The sequence below is a fragment of the Candidatus Leptofilum sp. genome, assembly GCF_965223525.1.
GTDB lineage: Bacteria > Chloroflexota > Anaerolineae > Promineifilales > Promineifilaceae > Leptofilum.
This window is the reverse complement of the sequence record NZ_CBDCWX010000005.1, coordinates 658,773-678,476: the sequence shown is the minus strand read 5'-3', so window position 1 is coordinate 678,476 and position 19,704 is coordinate 658,773. Positions and strand designations below refer to the sequence as shown.

The 19,704-nt window shown below is 52.6% G+C and carries 22 protein-coding genes and 1 riboswitch; of the genes, 12 read left to right on the top strand and 10 right to left on the bottom strand.

Annotation, left to right across the window (positions count from 1 at the left end):
* The first annotated feature begins 33 nt into the window (after positions 1-33).
* From ACOQPM_RS08440 to ACOQPM_RS08415, 6 genes are all read left to right on the top strand, one after another.
* Positions 34-354 (top strand): hypothetical protein, encoded by a 321-nt coding sequence (locus ACOQPM_RS08440; protein ID WP_420628808.1) that lies wholly within the window; start codon positions 34-36, stop codon positions 352-354.
* Positions 355-435: 81 nt separating this feature from the next.
* A complete protein-coding gene (locus ACOQPM_RS08435) occupies positions 436-1,041 on the top strand; it encodes a hypothetical protein (protein WP_420628807.1) in 606 nt (201 codons plus the stop codon).
* Positions 1,042-1,163: 122 nt separating this feature from the next.
* Complete coding sequence (locus ACOQPM_RS08430; protein ID WP_420628806.1) at positions 1,164-3,137, top strand: hypothetical protein; 1,974 nt, start codon at positions 1,164-1,166, stop codon at positions 3,135-3,137.
* 79 nt (positions 3,138-3,216) lie between these two features.
* Entirely contained in the window at positions 3,217-3,867 is a 651-nt protein-coding gene (locus tag ACOQPM_RS08425; RefSeq protein ID WP_420628805.1) for a hypothetical protein, read from the top strand.
* 75 nt (positions 3,868-3,942) lie between these two features.
* A complete protein-coding gene (locus tag ACOQPM_RS08420) occupies positions 3,943-4,665 on the top strand; it encodes a TolB family protein (RefSeq protein ID WP_420628804.1) in 723 nt (240 codons plus the stop codon).
* A 263-nt stretch (positions 4,666-4,928) separates the two neighbouring features.
* Entirely contained in the window at positions 4,929-5,846 is a 918-nt protein-coding gene (locus ACOQPM_RS08415) for a hypothetical protein (protein ID WP_420628803.1), read from the top strand.
* A 175-nt stretch (positions 5,847-6,021) separates the two neighbouring features.
* Here the strand turns inward: ACOQPM_RS08415 and moeB are convergent, their stop codons facing one another.
* The 7 genes from moeB to ACOQPM_RS08380 form a co-directional block, all read right to left on the bottom strand.
* Positions 6,022-7,236: a molybdopterin-synthase adenylyltransferase MoeB gene (gene moeB / locus ACOQPM_RS08410; RefSeq protein ID WP_420628802.1), complete on the bottom strand. Its 1,215-nt coding sequence runs from the start codon at positions 7,234-7,236 to the stop codon at positions 6,022-6,024.
* Between the two features lie 71 nt (positions 7,237-7,307).
* A complete protein-coding gene (locus tag ACOQPM_RS08405; RefSeq protein WP_420628801.1) occupies positions 7,308-7,733 on the bottom strand; it encodes a thioredoxin family protein in 426 nt (141 codons plus the stop codon).
* A 57-nt stretch (positions 7,734-7,790) separates the two neighbouring features.
* Positions 7,791-8,246, bottom strand: coding sequence for a DUF4395 domain-containing protein (locus ACOQPM_RS08400; RefSeq protein ID WP_420628800.1), 456 nt, complete (start codon positions 8,244-8,246; stop codon positions 7,791-7,793).
* Between the two features lie 83 nt (positions 8,247-8,329).
* The gene (locus tag ACOQPM_RS08395) at positions 8,330-8,599 is read right to left on the bottom strand and encodes a MoaD/ThiS family protein (RefSeq protein ID WP_420628799.1); all 270 of its coding nucleotides are present in this window, start codon (positions 8,597-8,599) and stop codon (positions 8,330-8,332) included.
* Positions 8,600-8,642: 43 nt separating this feature from the next.
* The gene (locus tag ACOQPM_RS08390) at positions 8,643-9,074 is read right to left on the bottom strand and encodes a Mov34/MPN/PAD-1 family protein (protein ID WP_420628798.1); all 432 of its coding nucleotides are present in this window, start codon (positions 9,072-9,074) and stop codon (positions 8,643-8,645) included.
* An 87-nt stretch (positions 9,075-9,161) separates the two neighbouring features.
* Positions 9,162-9,285: riboswitch (SAM riboswitch) on the bottom strand.
* A 93-nt stretch (positions 9,286-9,378) separates the two neighbouring features.
* Positions 9,379-10,329 carry a PLP-dependent cysteine synthase family protein gene (locus ACOQPM_RS08385; protein ID WP_420628797.1) on the bottom strand — a complete coding sequence of 317 codons (951 nt, stop codon included), beginning with the start codon at positions 10,327-10,329 and terminating at the stop codon, positions 9,379-9,381.
* A gap of 522 nt (positions 10,330-10,851) precedes the next feature.
* The gene (locus ACOQPM_RS08380; RefSeq protein ID WP_420628796.1) at positions 10,852-11,631 is read right to left on the bottom strand and encodes a lysoplasmalogenase; all 780 of its coding nucleotides are present in this window, start codon (positions 11,629-11,631) and stop codon (positions 10,852-10,854) included.
* Between the two features lie 116 nt (positions 11,632-11,747).
* On the opposite strand from ACOQPM_RS08380, the gene ACOQPM_RS08375 reads away from it, so the two are divergent.
* From ACOQPM_RS08375 to ACOQPM_RS08365, 3 genes are all read left to right on the top strand, one after another.
* Positions 11,748-12,329: an RNA polymerase sigma factor gene (locus tag ACOQPM_RS08375; protein WP_420628795.1), complete on the top strand. Its 582-nt coding sequence runs from the start codon at positions 11,748-11,750 to the stop codon at positions 12,327-12,329.
* A 2-nt stretch (positions 12,330-12,331) separates the two neighbouring features.
* Positions 12,332-12,874: an anti-sigma factor family protein gene (locus ACOQPM_RS08370; RefSeq protein ID WP_420628794.1), complete on the top strand. Its 543-nt coding sequence runs from the start codon at positions 12,332-12,334 to the stop codon at positions 12,872-12,874.
* 112 nt (positions 12,875-12,986) lie between these two features.
* Complete coding sequence (locus tag ACOQPM_RS08365) at positions 12,987-13,487, top strand: hypothetical protein (protein ID WP_420628793.1); 501 nt, start codon at positions 12,987-12,989, stop codon at positions 13,485-13,487.
* Positions 13,488-13,550: 63 nt separating this feature from the next.
* On the opposite strand, the gene ACOQPM_RS08360 is transcribed toward ACOQPM_RS08365, so the two are convergent.
* The 3 genes from ACOQPM_RS08360 to ACOQPM_RS08350 are packed head-to-tail and all read right to left on the bottom strand — an operon-like array spanning position 13,551 to position 15,203.
* Positions 13,551-14,330: a GNAT family N-acetyltransferase gene (locus ACOQPM_RS08360; RefSeq protein WP_420628792.1), complete on the bottom strand. Its 780-nt coding sequence runs from the start codon at positions 14,328-14,330 to the stop codon at positions 13,551-13,553.
* A 53-nt stretch (positions 14,331-14,383) separates the two neighbouring features.
* Positions 14,384-14,956, bottom strand: a complete 573-nt coding sequence (locus tag ACOQPM_RS08355; protein WP_420628791.1) for a metalloregulator ArsR/SmtB family transcription factor — start codon at positions 14,954-14,956, stop codon at positions 14,384-14,386.
* Positions 14,949-15,203, bottom strand: a complete 255-nt coding sequence (locus tag ACOQPM_RS08350) for a hypothetical protein (RefSeq protein ID WP_420628790.1) — start codon at positions 15,201-15,203, stop codon at positions 14,949-14,951. The genes ACOQPM_RS08355 and ACOQPM_RS08350 overlap by 8 nt, the downstream gene beginning before the upstream one ends.
* A 261-nt stretch (positions 15,204-15,464) precedes the next feature.
* Between ACOQPM_RS08350 and ACOQPM_RS08345 the strand changes: the two genes are divergently transcribed.
* The 3 genes from ACOQPM_RS08345 (at position 15,465) to ACOQPM_RS08335 (ending at position 19,681) form a co-directional block, all read left to right on the top strand.
* Positions 15,465-17,765: an ATP-dependent RecD-like DNA helicase gene (locus tag ACOQPM_RS08345; RefSeq protein WP_420628789.1), complete on the top strand. Its 2,301-nt coding sequence runs from the start codon at positions 15,465-15,467 to the stop codon at positions 17,763-17,765.
* Positions 17,766-17,807: 42 nt separating this feature from the next.
* A complete protein-coding gene (locus tag ACOQPM_RS08340; protein WP_420628788.1) occupies positions 17,808-18,068 on the top strand; it encodes an effector-associated domain EAD1-containing protein in 261 nt (86 codons plus the stop codon).
* A gap of 131 nt (positions 18,069-18,199) precedes the next feature.
* Entirely contained in the window at positions 18,200-19,681 is a 1,482-nt protein-coding gene (locus ACOQPM_RS08335) for a TolB family protein (protein ID WP_420628787.1), read from the top strand.
* The last annotated feature ends 23 nt before the right edge of the window (positions 19,682-19,704 follow it).

Below are 19,704 nucleotides of genomic sequence, written 5' to 3'. Positions count from 1 at the left end.
ATGGCTACCCAGCCAACATGAGGAAGGTGAATTGTGGAAGACAAATCAACTGGCTTGAAGTTGTTGCTAAGCTATGAAGTATCAGATGGAAAATTGCAAGCGTACCAGCAATTTGTCATCCAGCAATACGTCCCTGCCATGCAAATGATGGGCTTTCAGGTGAGCGAAGTATGGCACACTGCTTACGGTGATGCGCCCAATCGCCTCGTCGGCTTTGTCTGCCGTGACCGCCAAACGGTAGATGATTTGCTGGATAACGAAATGTGGCTCACCCTCAACAGCCAGCTAGAAGAATACGTTACTGACTTCTCCTATAAATTGGTCCCCTACCAGCGGGGCGTTTTCCAAATGTAAGCAAGTATGCGGGCGGGCACGTAACAAGTCCTCTTTGTTACGTGCAAACCTGCAAACTTACAGACTTGCAAACTCTCCCTCATGAAAAAGCACAAATTGCTCCTGTTTGACCAAATAAGCCGACGGATGCGGGGCAAACTGCTCTGGCTGGGTTTGATTTTGCTTGTTTTAGCCGTGGTGGATTTGGTACGGCCGTTCCTCGGCTCTACCTTCTACTTACTCTGGCTGGTGGTAGGATTGGTTGCTTTGCTATGGGTCTACTACGCCATCCTGCTGCGCCGGGCAGGGTTGTTTATTGCCCCCAACTATTTGCTGCTCCGCGCCCCCCTACGAGACGTGAAGATTAGCTACGGCCGTATCGCCACCGTTACCTCTACCCAAATGAGCCAGCATTTCACCCTGAAAGAGCTAAAAGCGCGGGAGCGCAGCCTGGTGAAGCCCATGTTTGGGGCAACCTGCACCTTTGTCGGCCTGAATAGCTGGCCTAAAGCCCTACAAAATCAGCGCACGCTTTGGTTCCCGCGCCTGCTGTTTGGCGTGCGCCGCGAAGGGCTGCTGCTGGTAACGCCCAACTGGATGACGCTCAACCGGGATATCGAAGAAGCCCGCAGCAAATGGCACGATGCCCGCCAGCAGAAAAACAAGAAAGACGGCCGTTCCCTGGCAGCCAAAATCCTCGAGCTGTAAGCTGAACAGTTCACGCTCCCCTCACATCAGCGTAGCCAAACCATTTACCAGCCATCCAGAATCCTACGCGCCTACCTGCTAAGATACCCTTTTAAGCGTTATGCAACTCTGAGGATTTTGAGATGAAACGATCTTTATCTATTTTCACGATTTCCATGCTTTGGCTGGCCTTAGCCGCCTGCACACAAACAGTACACATCATTCCAACGGCAACAACCGTTGCCAACACACCGCTTCCCACACCCACCCTGGCATCCGTCGTCACAGAAACCACAATGTCCGCGACGGCAACCGCCACGAGTGATCCTGCGCCTACGGCCGTTTCCGCCCAGCCAACCACTACGCCAGACAGCAACAGCCTGCGCGAGCTCGTCCAGACAAAATTACCGACCTATGCGTTTGAAGGCTTGGATGTTTTAATGTTGAACGTACCGCAGGGGGAACGGCCGTTATGGGTCGTGTACAGTCAGGGATTCCGCAACTACGATTATGACCCCGTTCCCAGCCATTTTGTGGCACTGTACACCTGGCAAGATGATAGCTGGTATGAGCTAGCCTACCAAGAGCTAAATAACGAATCATCCACTGACCAGGGAATTGGTAGCTTCGGCCCAGACTATCTGTTTGAGCAAAGCGTTATTCAAGTAGACTTAGCCCCAGACAACCTTTGGCTTGCCGTGGATGGCGGCATAGGGGCACACGGTGGCACGTTTCAGCTACTCCGCTTTGATGGCGCGAACTTCCTTATCGAGCAAGAAGCGGGCAACGCCAGCCCCGGTGTCAGCACCTTTGAAGATTTGAATGACGATGGCAACCTGGAACTAATCACCCTGCGCCACGATTACTACGTCTTTTGCTACGCCTGTGGCGTGCGCTACCTGGGCTTTGGCGTGTACAGTTGGGACGATGCCGCCCAGCAGCTCACCGAACACACGCTCCAGCCTCTGCCAGCCGACTTGCAAGATCATCCCGCCTACCAACCCAATAACCGCGCCGTCGAGCTTGCCAATGCGGGGCTGTGGCTCGATGCCTTGACCCAAATTGAAGAAGCAGAGCGGCTGGCAGCAGAAACGGCCGTTCCCACCCAAACCCCCACCCTGCAATGGAACGCCTCAATCATCCGCCTGTATGAACAGGCGTACCGCGATGAATTAGAGTGGACGCCATACCCGCTGCTCACCAACATCTTCTACGGCGATTACGCCGCTGCGCTAGATATCATGCGCGGCACGCCCAATGAACAAATTTTCAGCAGTACCTCTCCACTCATTCAAGGCACGGTAGCTGAATTTAACGAGCAATGGTTGGCTGAATACGTTTTGCAACAAACCAACGCCGCCATCAATGTGCAGCCCGATTTAGCCGCCGCCTACTACTTCCGCGCCTGGGCTGCCACGTTTCACAATCCTACCAATCCGCAAATTGAGGCGGATTTGCAGCAGGCAGCCGCGCTAAATCCTAACGAACCCCTATTTAGCCAGGTCGCACTGCCCGCCGCCAACCGCATCCAGTTTGGCCCTGGCGAAACATCTGCAACCATCACTGGCCAGCTAGATACACAAGGTGTTGATATTCATGTGCTAACAGCGCTGGCGGGCCAGCAGATGGTGGTGACGCTCACCGTGCCAGATGAGCAAACACGCGTCTCTGTGCAGGATGGTGCTGGCAATTACCTGTACGGGCAGGTTGCCTCAACGCTTTGGCAAGGCGAGCTGGCGGAGTCAGGCGATTACGTTATTCGGGTGATTGGTGGAGAAACGGCCGTAAATTACACGCTACAGGTCATCATCCCCCAACGCATCACCTTTGCACCGGGAGCCACCTCGGCCATTATCGAAGGGAATGTGGCAGCCTATGAAGCGGATGATTACATTCTGACAGCTCAGGCAGGGCAAACCATGCGGGTTGCCATCACTTCGCCCAACGCCAATGTCATCCTGACAATTGTGGGCGCAGACGGTATTCCGCTGGTAAACGGCAACATGTCTGGCGCCACCAACTGGCAAGGCGAACTGCCCGCCACGCAGGATTACACTATCCGGGCCATCGGCACAGAAGAACCCAACACCTACACCCTAACCGTCTCAATCGAGTAATTTGTCTCAGCCTCCTGGAGATTTCATCTAAAGTGAAATCTTGGCCCAAATCTTTGGGAGGTGTCCAGAGGGGAAAATTATGAAATTTAGTAAAACCATTTTATTTTGTTTGATTATGCTGTGGCTAGCCGCGTGTAGATCAGCTAATAGCTTGCCAGGGCCAGTGGCAACGGAAGTTCTTCCTACCAATACCCCTGAAGGCCACGAAGTTGAAGTAGTCAGAGAGGTAGTTACGGCCGAACCCACCGCTACGCCAGCCCCATGTACGCCGCTACCAACAGGAATGCGCCTCACCATAAGCATGGCCGAACAAGGACGTACCCTTTTGTTGGATGCCGAAGGCTTGCTGCCAGAAGATAAACCGATTGTGCTCTTGAACGGCCGTTCTGCCGACCATAGCAGTGCCATCGAATTTGCATTAGCCAATCCAGTTGGGGCAGACGGCCGTTACCAAGACAGTTATCACTTGGGCGAAAATGACATTACGGAATGGCATGGCCAGGTCATCCATCAACGTGGAGCCATCTGTTTTGAATTTACCCTGCCACTTACCGAACCAATTGTGCTAGAGGGCATGGCTGAACCCGCGCAAGGCACCATACCCGTTTCTACCCAAAGCAGTAGCTTCAGCAACCAGCCCGCCATATCGGCCGATGGCAGCGTCATCGCCTTCACCTCGATGGGTGCGCTCACGCCCAACGCTCGCCCCGACTGGACGGCCTACGCCTAAGACCCTAACACCAACCAAATTGAACTACTAAGCATTCGGCACGATGGTCAGCCTGCCTATGATCCCATCTACGCGGTGGCCTTGTCGTCAGACGGCCGTTTCGCCGCCTATTACTCTTTCGACGGCCAAATCACTCCAGACGACCCAGACCTTTGCACCGACGGAGACTGGGCGGAACCGTGTGAAGATTTGTTCATCTACGACCGCCAAACTGGGCAAATTGAGCGCATTCCGGTGGGGCGTTCCTCCGGTTTGGGCAAGTCTTACACCATTTCACTGTCGGCAGACGGCCGTTTCATTGCCTTCACCTCGCTAGGAACCAGCCTCACCAGCAACGAATTGAGCCAGTGCGACGACTATCGCGGGTTCAGCCGCACCTGCTACACCATCTACCTGCACGATCGGCAAACGGGCGAAACCTGTCTGGTCGTCAATAGCAACGGGGACAGCATTCAGCCTGCTCTGTCGGCAGACGGCCGTTACCTCACCTTCGCTTCACTCGCCCAAAACCTGCTGCCCAACGCCCCCACCTGCGACACGCCCACTCTGACTGTTTGCGGCCAGATTTACCTGCTGGACACCCAAACGAGCGAGCTGCAGCTTATCAGCCAGACCACAAGCGGCGAGTGGGGCAACGGTGGCAGTGGTCATCCTCGTATCTCAGCAGACGGCCGTATCATCACTTTCGCCTCAGACGCCAGCAACCTCGTCCCCAACGACACCAACGCCGTCAGCGACATCTTCCGCTACGACACAACCACGGGTGAAATGATGCGGGTGAGTTTTGTGGAGCGATAATCTATCTCCTTAGAAATAGGACACGAATTGAACGGCTCACAGGGATAAAATCAGTGTTCTTTCCTACTCCGTGTTCTGTTTTCATTCATGGTGGTCGGTAAAGTCTCCTCAGAAATGCAACTCTTCCGGGGAAATTCCACAAAACCAACAAAATGGTCTAGGCAAACCTACACGGAACAAAATGGCTCCTTTTGACGTTATAGGGATGAAGGTCGGGACAGCCTCGGCCTTTTACTTTGTAACTATAAAAGGAGGTTTCAGTGATGAAACTAAAAACAATTTTAACAATACTAATTCTTGTTTTGATAGTGGCTTGCAGCCCAGCAGGGGGCGAACCCACTGTTCCAGACGATCCCGTAACGGAACCTACGCCCATGGCGGATGAAAATCCCGATGTAGACATTCCTACCAAGATAATTGAAGGGGAAGCAACTGTGGAATCCATCGGCATTGTGATTTTGGAGTCGTTCCCAGTGCAGGTGCATGTAAACGCCACGGGCTACCTGGGCGATGGCTGCACCACGCTGGGCGAAATAGAAACCAGCCGCGAAAGCAATACGTTCACGGTCACCATCCCCACCGAGCGGCCTGCCGATGCACTTTGCACCCAGCAGCTTGTTGGTTTTGATGAGAATATTGCGCTAGACGTGCTGGGCTTGCCTGCTGGTATTTACACAGTAAACGTCAACGGCGTGACCGACACGTTTACTCTGGATATGGATAACTCAGTGCAGCCGCTGCCCGGTACGGACAGTGAACCAACCTCTGAGTTGGATTTGCCGGACGGGGATGTGGCTGAACTGCTGCGACTGACGCTGGAACGGGCTTTGGTAGCGCAAGAAATTCCCGACTACGCGCTGTTGGCCGATCAGCCAGAAATCGTCTTGTCCACAGAAAATATTGATCCGGCGTTGTTGCCCGAACTGGATGGCGTAGATTTGGTAACAATGTCGCCTGAGGAGATTCAAGCCAAAGCTGATGCAGAAGGTGATTTTCCTTACTTGCGGTTTCAGGGGTTTACGGCCGTTTCCCAAGAAGAGGTACGCGTATCTCTGGGCAACAGTTGGGCAGTAAGTGCCGATTCCGACATGATTTACCTGAGTGGCGGTGGCTTTACCATCAGCTACGGCCGTACCGCTGATGGCTGGGATGGTGAAATAACAGAGATGTGGATTTCCTAATCCAGATTTATTCAGAAGTGCAACTTTGCAAAAAGTTGCACTTCTGAACCACGCTTGATCTAAGTAATCGTTCGGAAATAAGATAGCAGTTTTCGTACCGAACGATTACTTTAAGCCCATTCGCCAATTCCAAGCTTTCCAAGCTATGGAACAGCCATTATTCTGCGAATGGGCACTAATAAGTCGGCAGTTGTGGCTCTATCTCTTTTGCCCAACGGTTGATACCACCATCCAGGTTCCACAGCTTCTTGAAGCCATGCCTTTGCAGCTCACGCACGATGTCGGCACTGCGCGCCCCAGAGCGGCACTGCACCACAATTTCCTGCGCCGTATCTAGCTCATTTAGCCGATTCACCACCTGCCCCTTGGGAATGAGGTTTGCCCCTAAATGGCTCAAGTTAGAGATGTCCCATTCGTGCGGTTCGCGTACATCCAAAATGTACAAATTATCACCAGCATCTAGCCGTGCTTTTAGCTGCACTGGAACCATTTGCGGTACGCTATCGCCATTGCTCTGCTCTACGGCCGAAAAATGGCTGCGGTCATGGGCAGGCATTCCACAAAACTGCTCATAATCAATGAGCCTGGTGAGCGTAGGGTTTTCGCTGCACACGGGGCAGTCAGGGTTTTTACGCAGATTCACCTGGTCAAATTCCATGTTGAGGGCATCGTACAGCAGCAAACGGCCGATTAGCGGCTCCCCTTCTCCCAAAATCAACTTCACAGCTTCCGTTGCCTGAATTGCGCCAATTGTGCCGGGTAATATGCCTAGCACGCCACCTTCGGCGCAGCTCGGCACCAGTCCGGGGGGCGGCGGTTCGGGGAAGAGGCAACGGTAACACGGCCCTTCTTTGGCGTAAAAAACAGACGCTTGCCCCTCAAAGCGGAAGATGCTGCCGTAGACGTTGGGCTTGCCCAGCAGCACACAGGCATCGTTGGTGAGATAACGGGTGGGGAAGTTGTCCGTGCCGTCAATGATAATATCATATGGCTCAAACAGTTCCAGCGCATTGTCAGAGGTCAGTGGCACCTCGTAGGTATCTACCTGAATGTGTGGATTAATGTCCAGGATACGGTCTTTGGCGCTGTGCAGCTTGGGTCGCCCTACATCTTTAGTGCCGTGAATAATTTGGCGTTGCAAGTTAGTGTAATCCACCACGTCATAATCCACGAGGCCAATGCGCCCGATGCCTGCCGCCGCCAAATACATGGCTAATGGTGAGCCAAGCCCACCCGCGCCAATCAGCAGTACACTAGCGGCTTTGAGCTTTTTCTGCCCCTCCATGCCTACTTCCGGCATGATCAGGTGACGACTATAACGCTGCACTTCTTCATGCGACAGGTTCACATCTGCCACTGCCGCCCGGTTAATTAAGGTTTTACTGCTCATAGGGTTTCTCCATAGGTTTTCAAGTTTCAGGTAACAGTCACTTTTGGAAGTGATTGTCACCTCCGTCCCATCTAGGCCAAGCTAGCGACTTGCTGCGTGAGCTTTTGCGTATGCGTGAGGCCGTAATTGATTTCGCGCACGTCGCCTTGCTGGTCTATGAGAATTGTTGTTGGTAAGGTGAAGACGCCATATTTTACGGCCGTTTCTGGTTCTAGTTCAGCATCAATTTTCTGTATCATCAGTCCGTCCTCCCATTTGCCCAACAACTGCTCTAGATAACGTGCTTGGCTAGGGCAAGCGGCACAGCTATCGCTGGCAAAGTAGAGGATGGTAGGCGTTTGGGACATAGCCTGTGCTGAACTGCTCAACGCCGTTGAGCTTGACGAAACGACCGTTTCCAAATCTCCCAACACTCGCACATGCCGTCGCTTAAACGTAGCATAAGCGGACGTGCCCAGCAGGATAAGAATAGTTGTAATAATTAGTCGCTCTATCATATTTTCGTAATCCGTAATCGGTGATCGGTTTGCCGATTACGGATAACCGATTACCGTTTACCGAATCGGTTTCACGCGAAAGCCGGGCAAGCCCAGCTTGTTGAGCTGATAATAGACAAAGCAGCCCGCGCAAAAGCCCAAGAACAAGTTCAGGGCTGCCAGGGCAATGACGAGCCAGACCAATCCCCAGGCGAGAACGGGTAACCCAGCTACCAGAGCCAGAATTGCCAGCGCCACCACCACGCCACCAAAACCTTGGGCAAAGCGGTGCGGTTCGGGATTGTCTACAATCACATCTGGCTTAACTAGCCCAGCAGGACGCAAAATATGTTGGTAGATGCGTTTGAAGAGGGCAAGGGTGGGAACGGCCGTTCCAAGCAACATCACCATGCCCACAAACGCCACCAACCACACAGCATCCAGCAAAAATGCCCCAATGCTCAAACCAATAATAAATGCCTGGTTTACCCGCAACGCGGCGTGATCCACTTTTCGTTCTTTCAGAGTACTCATCTTTTTCTCCAGCCCTCCACCCAGTAAACCGTTACCAGTAATCGGTGAACGGTAATCCGAATACTGATTACCGATTACGGGTCTTATCCTCCGGCTATGGAGGGGATAATCATCAGTGTGTCATTTTCGGCAACGGCCGTCTCCGACCCATCCAGGTAGCGCACATCCTCCTGGTTCAGATAGATGTTGACAAAGCTTCGTAGCTCGTCGTTTTCAAACAGGTGCTGGCGCAGGTCTGGGAACTGTTGCGTCAGATCATCTAAGGCACTATTTACGTTGTCACCACTTACCGTGACCGAGGCGTTGTTGCCAGAATACGGCCGTAATGGCGTTGGAATACGAATCGTTGGCATAAATTTTTCTCCTTGTTGTTTTGTAATTACGTAGTTACAGATTTTAGTCTGTTTCAACAATCTCTTCTTCAATAAAACCAGACCGATCAGCAGATAATTGCCACGACTGGCTGTAGGTTGGTTGGCTGTTCAGCACCTGGGTAATGAGGTAAGAGTAGCCTGGCCAGCTTGCCCATGCCAAATCGCGCGGGGAGGCCACTGGCACATCGTCTGGGTGGCTGTGAAAAATGCCAATCACATCCAAGCCCGCCACCATTGCTTCTAGCTCTACCTGTTGCCACGCATTTGGGTCAATGCTGAAGCGAATCGGTTTTTCAGCTTCATTGGGCCACACATTTTCCATAGGGCGAATCTGCTGAACCATATTCTTGCCCGGTTCTACCTGCCCCAGCAACAGCCCGCATCCCTCAAACGGATACGATGCCTGCCCGTGTGCCTTAATCGCTTCGTGAATCTCTTTTGTCAATACCAACATCTAAGCTATTCTTGATTTTTCATGGCAGATTTCAACAAAAAACACCTTCCTGAAAGATAAGGAAGGTGTCTGCAATTCAGAACCATCTTCTTATCTTTCAGGTGCAGTATCTGCTTCTGCACTTGACGGACTTAGCACCATTTCGTCAGCCTGGGCTGTCGCGGTTGCTGAGGTGTCATCGGGCCGTTCCCTCAACCTCTCTGGATAAGATTGGCAAATTTATGATTTTTTGTACAGCGGTTGCCATCTTACCAAAGCCACAGTGCAGCGTCAATGGGCAGATTGCCCAAAAACGACCATCATCCTATTGCCATAATGTGTCACTCAAATATTTAAAGCCGTTGTCTGGCAAGATGGTCACGACAACGCCCTTATCTAGCTTTTTAGCCACGTTCAGGCTGGCAACCACGGCCGCTGCGGCCGAAATGCCCACAAACAACCCCTCGTGACGCACCAAGAAATGTGCCATAGCTCGAGCGTCCTCGGTGCGAACGGCCGTTTCCCCATCGGCCAACTGTTCATCATAAATACCTGGCTTTAGTGCCGAGGGCATATGTTTCAGCCCCTCTAAACCATGAAACGGCTCATCGGGCTGCATGGCGATGGTTTGAATGTGGGGATTGAACTGCTTCAGGCGGCGCGTTGTGCCGGTAAACGTGCCGCTCGTGCCCAAACCAGCCACAAAGTGGGTGATTTGCCCGTCGGTTTGCCGCCAAATTTCTGGCGCAGTGCTTTTGGTGTGCGCCTGCCAGTTGGCCGAATTGTTGTACTGATTGGCGTAAAACAGGGTGGGATCAGCAGCGGCTAACTCTCGCGCCGCCACAATCGCCCCGTCGGAGCCTTCCAGCGGATCGGTGAGGATGAGTTCTGCGCCATAGGCTTTGAGGATGGCGATACGCTCTGGACTGGCGTTGCTGGGCAGGGTAAGCCTGACGTTGTAACCACGGGCGGCACCCAGCATGGCGTAGGCAATGCCCATGTTGCCAGAGGTAGAATCCAGCAGGGTCATGCCAGATTGAAGTTGCCCATTTTCCTCGGCAGTGCGGATGATGTTGAGAGCGGCGCGATCTTTGACAGAACCGCTAGGGTTAAACCATTCGGCTTTGGCGTAAATGGCAACGGTATCTGGGATTTGGTGGGCAACGGCCGTATGCCACAAACGGAGCAGCGGCGTGTTCCCAACTTGGGCTTCTAAGCTATTGGCGGACGTAGGGACAGATTCGTGAAGACGTGTATTTTCGATTGTTGACAACATAATTGTAGGTGTTCCTGAGATTGTTTTCTAAACAGAGGCAGCAGGCACGCTACCCAACAAAAAACGGTCGCAGCATTTCGCTGGCGAGACAACAAGGAGAGCAAAAAGATGCTCATTGTTGTTCCGCGAGGGTAGCCACCACCGTCGTTGCACCCAAATTGAGTGCTTTTAGAAACTTTCTCAGGTTCTCAAACGGTGGTTAGCGCCCCCGCTCGATACACCTGCAATATTGTCCAATCATCATTTTCACACTTTTGTTAGGGCAAACTGCATCACAATTGGGAATTGAGTGAGTAACGTGCAGCTTGCTTATTGCTGAATCAGTTGCGAGTATAGCAAAGTGATTCAGCGCGTCAAGTTAGAGTAAGATAAACGGACTCGCGTCACTTTTTCCCGCATATTTGTTGGATTCAGTGTGTAGGGAATTTCTTACGGGAATAAAATGGGACGCAGATTTTCCTGTACGCGAAGCGGTCGCTTGGCGACATCCCCATAATCAGGTGAATCAGGTTGAGCAGCGTTCTATTTTCCGAAGAGGGCAACGGCCGTTGCCGCACTAAACACAATCAACATCTGCCCAGGGCCATACGTGAGCCAAATCACATCCCCAATCAGGTAGAAGCTGGTGTCGTTAAACAGTTGGGTAGCAATAATCAAGTCGCTAATGAGGAAGAGCGCCGCACCAACGGCCAGCCAGGTGAATTGGCCTTGCTGGATGGCCAAGCCAGTTGCTACGCCAGCGGTGCTGGCCAGCAGCAGTGCGTACGGCAATGCCGCCCGGTGCAGCGTCGTCGGCTGCTGACCGCGATAAACCACAAAATACCAGGCAATCGCGCCAATCACCCACCAAGCAATTAAGCTACTCCAGCGAGCCGTGCCGTCCGTTAACCCAATCTGGCTGCCCACGCGCCAAATGCCAATAATGTAAGCGACGTGGCCGAGGCCAAAGGTGGCCATGCCGCCCAGTATGTTTCGTCCACCGGGCATCACGCCAGCCATGAACAGATCGCCTAAAAAGCCAAAGCTCATACCGATGGCCAGCCACAGCACAAAGCTATTGGCTTCGTTTTGGCGGGTGATGAAGAACCAGCTCCAGCCCGCCAACACCAGCACGGCAGAGGAAGTGAGTCGCGTCCATTTGGGCATCCGCTGGCTAGGGTCGGCGGAGCCAAAGATGAAGCCGCCAAATAGCAAAATTGCCCACAAAACAAGTAAGGCAATGAGCAAGGTGCGAGGCATTGGGTTTAAATAATTGAACATGCCAGAATTGTACCGGGGAACGGCCGTTTGACGAAAAATCATCCACAGATTACACAGATTTCGCAGATTATTTTCTCTTATTTCTCTGTGTCCTCTGTGACCAAATCATTTTGCAACTTTTGGCGCACTTTCCGGTACACTTTGGTAGGACGCAAACCATGACGCTGACAGACGAGCAGCAGTTGCTGCACCAGGCCAGGCTAGGAGACGAGACCAGCGCCGCCGCGTATGGCGAACTGGTGCGTCGTTACCAAACGGCCGTCTTCAACGTAGCCTATCGTCTGTTGGGGCGGCGAGTAGAAGCGGAAGATGCGGCACAAGAGGCGTTTTTGCGAGCGTACCGGGCATTGGACAGGTTTGAGATGGGACGGCCGTTTGCCCCCTGGATCAAGCGCATCACCACCAATTTGTGCTTAAACTGGCTGGAATCAGCCAGAGCCAAAACGCAGCTTTTGGCCGCCGATATGTCGCAGAATGACCAGCCCGTGAGCATGGATGATTGGGCGCAGGCCGCCCCGTCGCCGGAGCAAACGTTGGTGCGTGAGGAGCAAGCGACCCAGCTTCACCGGGCGCTCTTGGCCTTGCCACCCCGCTATCGGGTCGCCATTGAGCTGCGCCACTTTCAGGAGCTAAGTTATGATGAGATGGTTGAGGTTATGGAACGGCCGCTCAGCAGCGTGAAAAGCGATCTGTTTCGGGCGCGGAAAATGTTGGCAGAGAAGATGAAAGAGAGTGCATAACCATGAACGAGTTTAACGAAGATTACCTGCACGAATATTTAGACGGCACGCTGGATGAGCAAACCCGGCAGGCTGTTGAAGCCCATTTAGCGCAATCTCCAGGAGCGCGGGCGCAGTTGGCAGAGTTGGAGGGGTTGTTTAGCAGCCTGGACGCCCTGCCGGAACTGCCGCTCGGCACTGATTTGTCGGCGAGGGTGGTGGCAGCGGTTGGGCAGGAAACGGCCGTTACGCGACTGCCGCGCTGGGTGTGGGGCTTGCTGCTGGGTCAGATGGCAATTGCCCTGCTGCTGTTGGGGAATGTGTGGCCATCGTTGCTGGCTTGGCTGGACAACGGCCGTGCTATGGCTACCGATTGGTTGGCCACGGTTCAGCTATCCACATCGGCGTTATTAACAGAATTTTGGGCGGAGGTAACGGCCGTTTGGCAATCGCCCACGCTACCAACATTTACCATTGAGTTGCCCACCGCGCAGTGGGGACTGCTGCTTGGTCTGGCATTGGTCGTCTGGCTCGCAGGCAACCGTTTGCTGTTTACAACGGATTAGCCACAGAGGCCACAGAGAATTAAGAGATTTTACTGATTACGGACACACTGATTACCGATTACTGGTCGCGTAGCGGTCGCTCTGCGACATTACCGTCCAACCGGAGGTTCACATGGCTGAAGGATTACAAATCATCATACTCATTTTGTTTAGCTGGGGAACGCTGGCTGCGCTTCTGGTGCTGCTGCCGGCGTTGCTGCCCAATCGCGTGGCGCGGGCGCAGCAGGTGGCTCAAAACAGCCCGGGTCGCTCGTTTGTCATTGGGTTGGTGAACTTCCTCTTTTTTGGGCTGGTGGCAACGATCTTTGCCCAAGGTGGTGAGGCAGGCGGCCTGATTGCGCTTATCATTTTGATGGTAATTATGGCAATGACGGCCGTTGGTTTGGCCGCTATCAATCAAATTGTGCAGGCACGACTGTATCCAAAAGGTGCTGGGGTGAGGGTGGGGTTGAAAACGGCCGTCATCCTCCTCGCGGGTGGATTAGTCCCCCTACTGGGCTGGCTCGTCGTCGCCCCCGTCCTGCTACTTATTAGCCTGGGCGCAGGTATCATTGCTCAAGTCCGCCCCAGGCAGAAGCCGCAGCCAACTGAGTTTGGCACGATACAAGAATAATCAAAGATTTCGCAGATTGAAAAGATTTTATCTGCTTAATCTGCGAAATCTGTAGATTAAACATCAGCTTTTTTGGGTATGAAAATGTGCCTTGTAGGAACCAGTTGAACGATAGCCAAGTTTTTCAGCCAGCTTGACAGATTCTGGATTGGCGGCGTCCCAGTTGGGGTGCAGGTTGCGGTTTAGGCAAGCTAGCAGCAGGTTTGCCCCAACCAAGGTGGCGATGCCCTGCCACCGATGAGCCTCATCTACAAAAATGCTCACTTCAATGCCCTGGCTGCACACCAGCGAGGAGTAGGCAATCCCCACAGGTTGTTCCCCCACCATAGCCACAAATCCCAAACCGCGTGTGGCAAAATCTTCGGCAGAATCAAAGTCGGCCAGGCCAAAGTGGATCTGGTTTTTGGTGCTGAGTTTATGAGCAACGGCCGTATCAATCCGCACCACCTTCCCTTCAAATGAACTTCCGTTCACCAGTTTATTCAAATGGTCGGCGGCCAGCGATTCCGATGAAAAGCTATGCCGATTGTTGGTTCGCAGCGCGTCCCCAAACTGCTGGCGAGCCAATTCCGCCCAGCCAGGTGAAGAGGGCATGAGCAAGTTGTAAGCCGGAAACTCAGCCATCATCGCTTGCGCTTGAGGCGTGTCGCTGCACCCAGCAAAGTAGTGAAATGGGCCAATTACCACGTGGTGGATGGTTGGCTGTGCCAAATCATCCACAAACGCCTGACCCATTTGCCCCTCAACCACGCACGGAATCGACATATCAACCCGAGGCACGTTCTGAAAAGCGTCGGCAATTTTGAGACGATTAATTTTTGTGAGTTCAAGTTCGTAACACATTTTGATTTTCCAAGTAGAGAAGTTCAACTTTTGGCAAAAGTTGAACTTCTTTGCTAGCCAGATAACCGACGGTAAATGCCCCGATTGCGGGTCATCAGGTTGTGTTCAATGAGCGAACGACGCAGCGTGGCCACGTCTTCATGAAAGTCGAGCAGAGTGAAATTGACCTCTTTTTCGGTGTATTCCCGCTCTGGCTCAAACTCCTGCACAATCAGCTCCAAAATGACCTGGAGCTTTTTAAGCTGGGCGGGCAGCCGCACCACGCGACCATGTTTGACGAAGGTGTTGAGTACTTTTTGTCTGTAGGCATCTGTTTGCACTTCGGCCTTCAGGCTGGGCTGGGGCAGCCGAATCACTTCGCCCAGCGGCTTTTTAAGCACACCCGCCACCAGTGAATAAATTTGGTAATACTGGTCTTTGGTGGACGTAAGCAGCCCTGCCTCTGCCAATTTGCCCAAATGATGCGACACGGTAGCGGGCTTCAAGTTGAGAATGGCGGCTAACTCTTCGCCGTGGCGCGGCTTTTGCTGGATAAGGTTGAGCATGAGCAGCCGCGCCGGATGCCCCAATGCTTTGAACAGTTGAGCGCGTTCTTCTAGGTTGAATTCGGCTGTTGATTTACTCATTGTTCCAGCTCCTTTTGCCCGTGGCTCGCTGGTAGGCCATGTCAAAAATGCCCCTAGCGTGTTGGATGGTGCTCAATTTGATCTGTTCTTTGATTAGATTTTCTCGGTCGTTCATCGCCTTGAGCAGTTCAATCTCGTTTTGGCTGTGGGTGACAATGGAGTTGATGATATGGTGAAACCCTTTGGCGATTTTGTCCGCTTCAGACAAATCTGACGTAAATATTTCCTCATACGCTTTCATAGACATAGCAAACCTCTTGCTTTGATATTCACTAAACCAATTTCGCTTATTTTGATTCAAGTTTTATCTAATCAAAATAGTACAGAATATTTTCAATTTTGTCAAACAAGATCGACCTTCAATTGTTTTTTGAGTGAAACGAAGAATCCCGCCCAAGGTTATCCCGCAAAAATCACGTCGTTTGCAATTGTTTGATCAGTAGGATGATTCACTCCCATTCAGCATGACAATTGTGAGTTGGTTTTGAAAAACAGGTACAATAACGGCATGTCCGAGCAAGTTCAGATCGCTGGCTCTGTTGAGCGCATCACCTACTACAACGAAGAAAATGGATACACCGTGCTGCGGCTTAAGCCAGATTCGCGGGGGATGCTGCCGTTTCGCTATGCAAGTGGACGAGACGCGCTGATCACCGTCGTGGGCAATTTGCCAGAGGTGCAACCTGGTGAATGGCTCAAGCTGACGGGCAAGTGGGGCAATCATGCCAAACACGGCCGTCAATTTTTGGCAGAATTTTGTGAACAGTCGCTACCCGCCACCACCGAGGGCATCAAGCGGTATCTCGGCTCTGGCATGATTCGCGGCGTGGGCAAGGTGATGGCTGAGCGCATCGTGGCACGGTTTGGCGAAGAGACGCTGGACGTAATCGAGTATGAGCCAGAGCGGTTGCAAACCGTCTTGGGCATCGGCAAAAAGCGCGTGGGTCAAATTATGAAGGCGTGGGAGGAGCAACGTGCCATCAAAGACGTGATGATCTTTTTGCAATCGCACGGCGTTTCTACAAATTTGGCGACCAAAATCTACAAAAAGTATGGCGACACGTCGCTGGCTATTGTGCAAAATACGCCGTACAAGCTGGTGCAGGATGTGTACGGCATTGGCTTCAAAACGGCCGATAAAATTGCCCAGGCGTTAGGTCTAGCCGCCGACGATCCGGGGCGTATCGAGGCTGGGGTAGCCTACACCCTCAACCGCATGGCAGAGGATGGCCATGTGTACATGCCACAGGAAGAGCTAGAGCCGGAAGCGGCCGAAATTTTAGGCTTAGAGACGGAAAAGATTACGGCCGTTATTGACCATCTGGAAACGAGCGACTTTATAAAACGGGAGACGTTACGGCATCCAGTAATCAGTAAACAGTTATCAGTAAACAGTGGCCAGTTTTCAGTAATTGGTGAGGAGAAGCCAATTTATAATGTGGGAACACCAGAAGTGCGGGAGGAGCGCGCGGTTTATTTGACACCGTTTTATTACTCCGAAATCGGCGTTACCCAGCGCATTCAGCGGCTGATCAACCATCCCACCAGCCGCCTGGCTATCCTCAAAAATCAAAAAGCCAACCACCAGTCGTCAATCGAAAATCGTCAATCGCCAATCAAGCTGGCTCCTCAACAGCTCCACGCCATCCAAACGGCCGTTACCCACAAAGTCACCATTCTCACTGGCGGGCCCGGCACAGGCAAAACCACCACCATGCGCGCTTTGTTGGATTTGCTGGACAGGCATCGGCTAACTTATGCGCTGGCCTCCCCCACGGGGCGGGCTGCCAAGCGGCTGGCGGAGGCAACAGGGCGCGAAGCCAAAACGGTGCATCGCCTGTTGGAATTTAAGCCGGGGGAAGGATTCGGCCGTTCCGAAAACAATCCGCTCAATGCCGACATGGTGATTATTGACGAAGCCTCCATGCTGGATTTGATGCTGACCTTCAACTTGCTCAAAGCGGTCTCGCCAGACAGCCATTTGCTGCTGGTGGGGGACGTGGATCAGCTGCCCAGCGTGGGTGCAGGGGACGTACTGGGGGATTTGATTGATTCGGGGAAAACGGCCGTTGTGCGCCTGCAAACCATCTTTCGTCAGGCGTCCAACTCCCTCATCATCAGCAATGCCCACCTGATAAACGAAGGCAAAATGCCCCAAACCAGCCCAGACGCCAACGACTTTTTCATCTTTGTAAAGGAAGACCCTAGCGAAGCGGCTGAATTGCTGGTGGACGTGGTCAAAACGCGCATCCCCCTTAAATTTAGACTCGATCCGCTGGACGATATTCAGGTGCTGGCTCCGATGTACAATGGCGCAGTCGGCGTGAACAATTTGAATCTGCTGCTGCAATCGGCACTCAATCCCGGAGCCAAGCGCAAAACAGAGCGCAAGCTAGGCGGGCGGCTGTTCCGCGTCGGCGACAAGGTGATGCAAACGGTGAATAATTATGACAAAAACGTCTACAATGGCGACATTGGCCGCGTGACCGAGATGGATTTACTCCAGCAAAATCTAACCGTCAGCATTGACGGTGCGCCAGTGGTGTACGACTTTTTGGAGGCGGACGAGCTGGTTCATGCGTTTGCAATTTCGGTACACAAAAGCCAGGGCGCAGAGTATCCATGCGTGGTGATCCCGGTGGCCACCCAGCACTATTTGATGTTGCAGCGGAATTTGTTGTATACGGCCGTTACCCGCGCCAAAAAGCTGGTCATCCTCGTCGGCACCCGCAAAGCCATCCGCATTGCTGTGCAAAACGACAAAACCACCCAGCGCCACACCGCCCTCGATTGGCGACTAAACCATTAGTTACAATTCACATAATTTCAGGAAAGATTGCGAGGTATGATTATGGAACAGAACTTGGACTCCCCCCATCATCAAAAGCTCATTCAGTTTCTAATGGCTTCTTTCAGTGAAAATGAACTCAAAAGGTTCTGCTATTTTAATCTTGGGCTTGATTACGACTCATTGCCAGCGATGGGCAAGGTGAACAAGATTAAAGCGCTAATTGAGCAGCTAGCTGGTGAAGACCGTCTCTCAGAATTACTTCTAGAAGCAAAAAAAGAACGGCCGCATCTGGATTGGGACAGCTTGCCAGGGAAATTGTAAGCCGTAAAGATTTGGCTCCCCGCATCACCTACCAACTGTATCTTCTTCGTAGTCGCATCGTCGAAATACGGTGTGTTACCTCAAGTATACTTCTCAGACGAATACAGTTTGTCAAGAGAGGACTACTTTTGATGTCACGTCTGAAAATTTTTGCTTATCTTTTTTTGCTTTGTGCGGGATTGGCTGGCTGCCTGCCAGAAAGTACCAACCAGATAACGGTGGCCGTTACGCGTGAGCAGTCATCGTCCACAGCAACAGTGACTAAAACAGTAACGGCCGTTCCGCTACCCACTGAACACCTCCCAACGCTTACGCCGCTGCCATCGCCAACGGCTCCTTCGGCAAGCTCAACGGCGTTGAGCAGCTCAGGACAGGCTATACCCACCGAAGCCATCTTGCCACCACCCCCAAAGCGAGAACAGGTAGACAATTTAACGGCCGTTTCCGCCAATGCCATCGCCTACGTGCAAAACGACCAGCTTTTCATCCGCACCTTGCTCAATGGCGAGACGATACCCGTCCACACCGAGCCATGCCCAGAAGAGCGTTTCTGTTTTTTGGCATATCCAAAATGGGTTCCAGATGGGCAACATCTACTGTACGTTTACTATGATGGGCAAACCAGCAGCTTACGGATGAGCAATAAACAGGGAACTGTGCAGATCATTGAAGAGATTGCTTTTATTCGCCCTGGAGCCTGGTCGCCAGACGGCCGTACGATTGTCTACTTCAAAGAAACAGACACGTATTTCGAGCCAGAAGGCGACAACGTTCTAGGGGAGTGGCTCTTTGAGGTATGGACTGTAACTGTAGCCGAAAATGGCAACCTGGCTACCCCGCAGTTGGCTGGCACATGGCGACAGCCTGGCGGTGGTTGTGGCGGCGGCGGACGTTCGCTCAGTGAAGTGCTGTATGAAAACGAAGGCGGCACGCCGTATGGCTACCGCATGGGCGTGTTGGAATGGACTGTCCAAAACATTCTGCTGTATACCAGGGACTGTAGCAATATCGGGATTGGTCGGTTTGATATGACCAGCGGAATGGAACTGCCCAGCTTCGAGCGACCGCTTCGCAACCTGGTGCTAAACGCCAGCGGCGACCGCTGGTATGCGGTTACTGGCAATGCCTGGGTGCGCGACAATCCTGAAAGCAATTTGCTAGTCACTGGTACACCAGATTCTACGGAAATCACCGTCATCCCCACCACTGCCCAGGCAGAACTGGTCTTTGTTGGTCAGACCAGCGGCACACTTTTTTACACTGAGCGCAATCCGCTGGGGCGTGAATCCTACGATGACCGGGGACTGTATTTTGCCTACTACGAATCAGCTCTGTGGCGCATTCAGCCGGACGGAACTGGCGAGGAACGGCTGCTGTTTGGTGCAGACGTGCAGGCGTATGCTCAAGTTGAGGAAACGGCCGTTGGCGATCTTATCTTTGTGCTGGTAGAAAACGAACGGCCGTTGTTTGAGGCTGCCCAATTTGACAGTCTAACAGAAGAACAGCTTCAAGCCTACTTTCCCCAACGCCACATCATGCTGCTGCCTGCTGCTGGGGGTGAGCCAATAACTATTCTTAGCAATGCTGGACAACCAACCTTGGCTTTGCCGTAAAGAAGAGGCTGGAGATTGGAGAT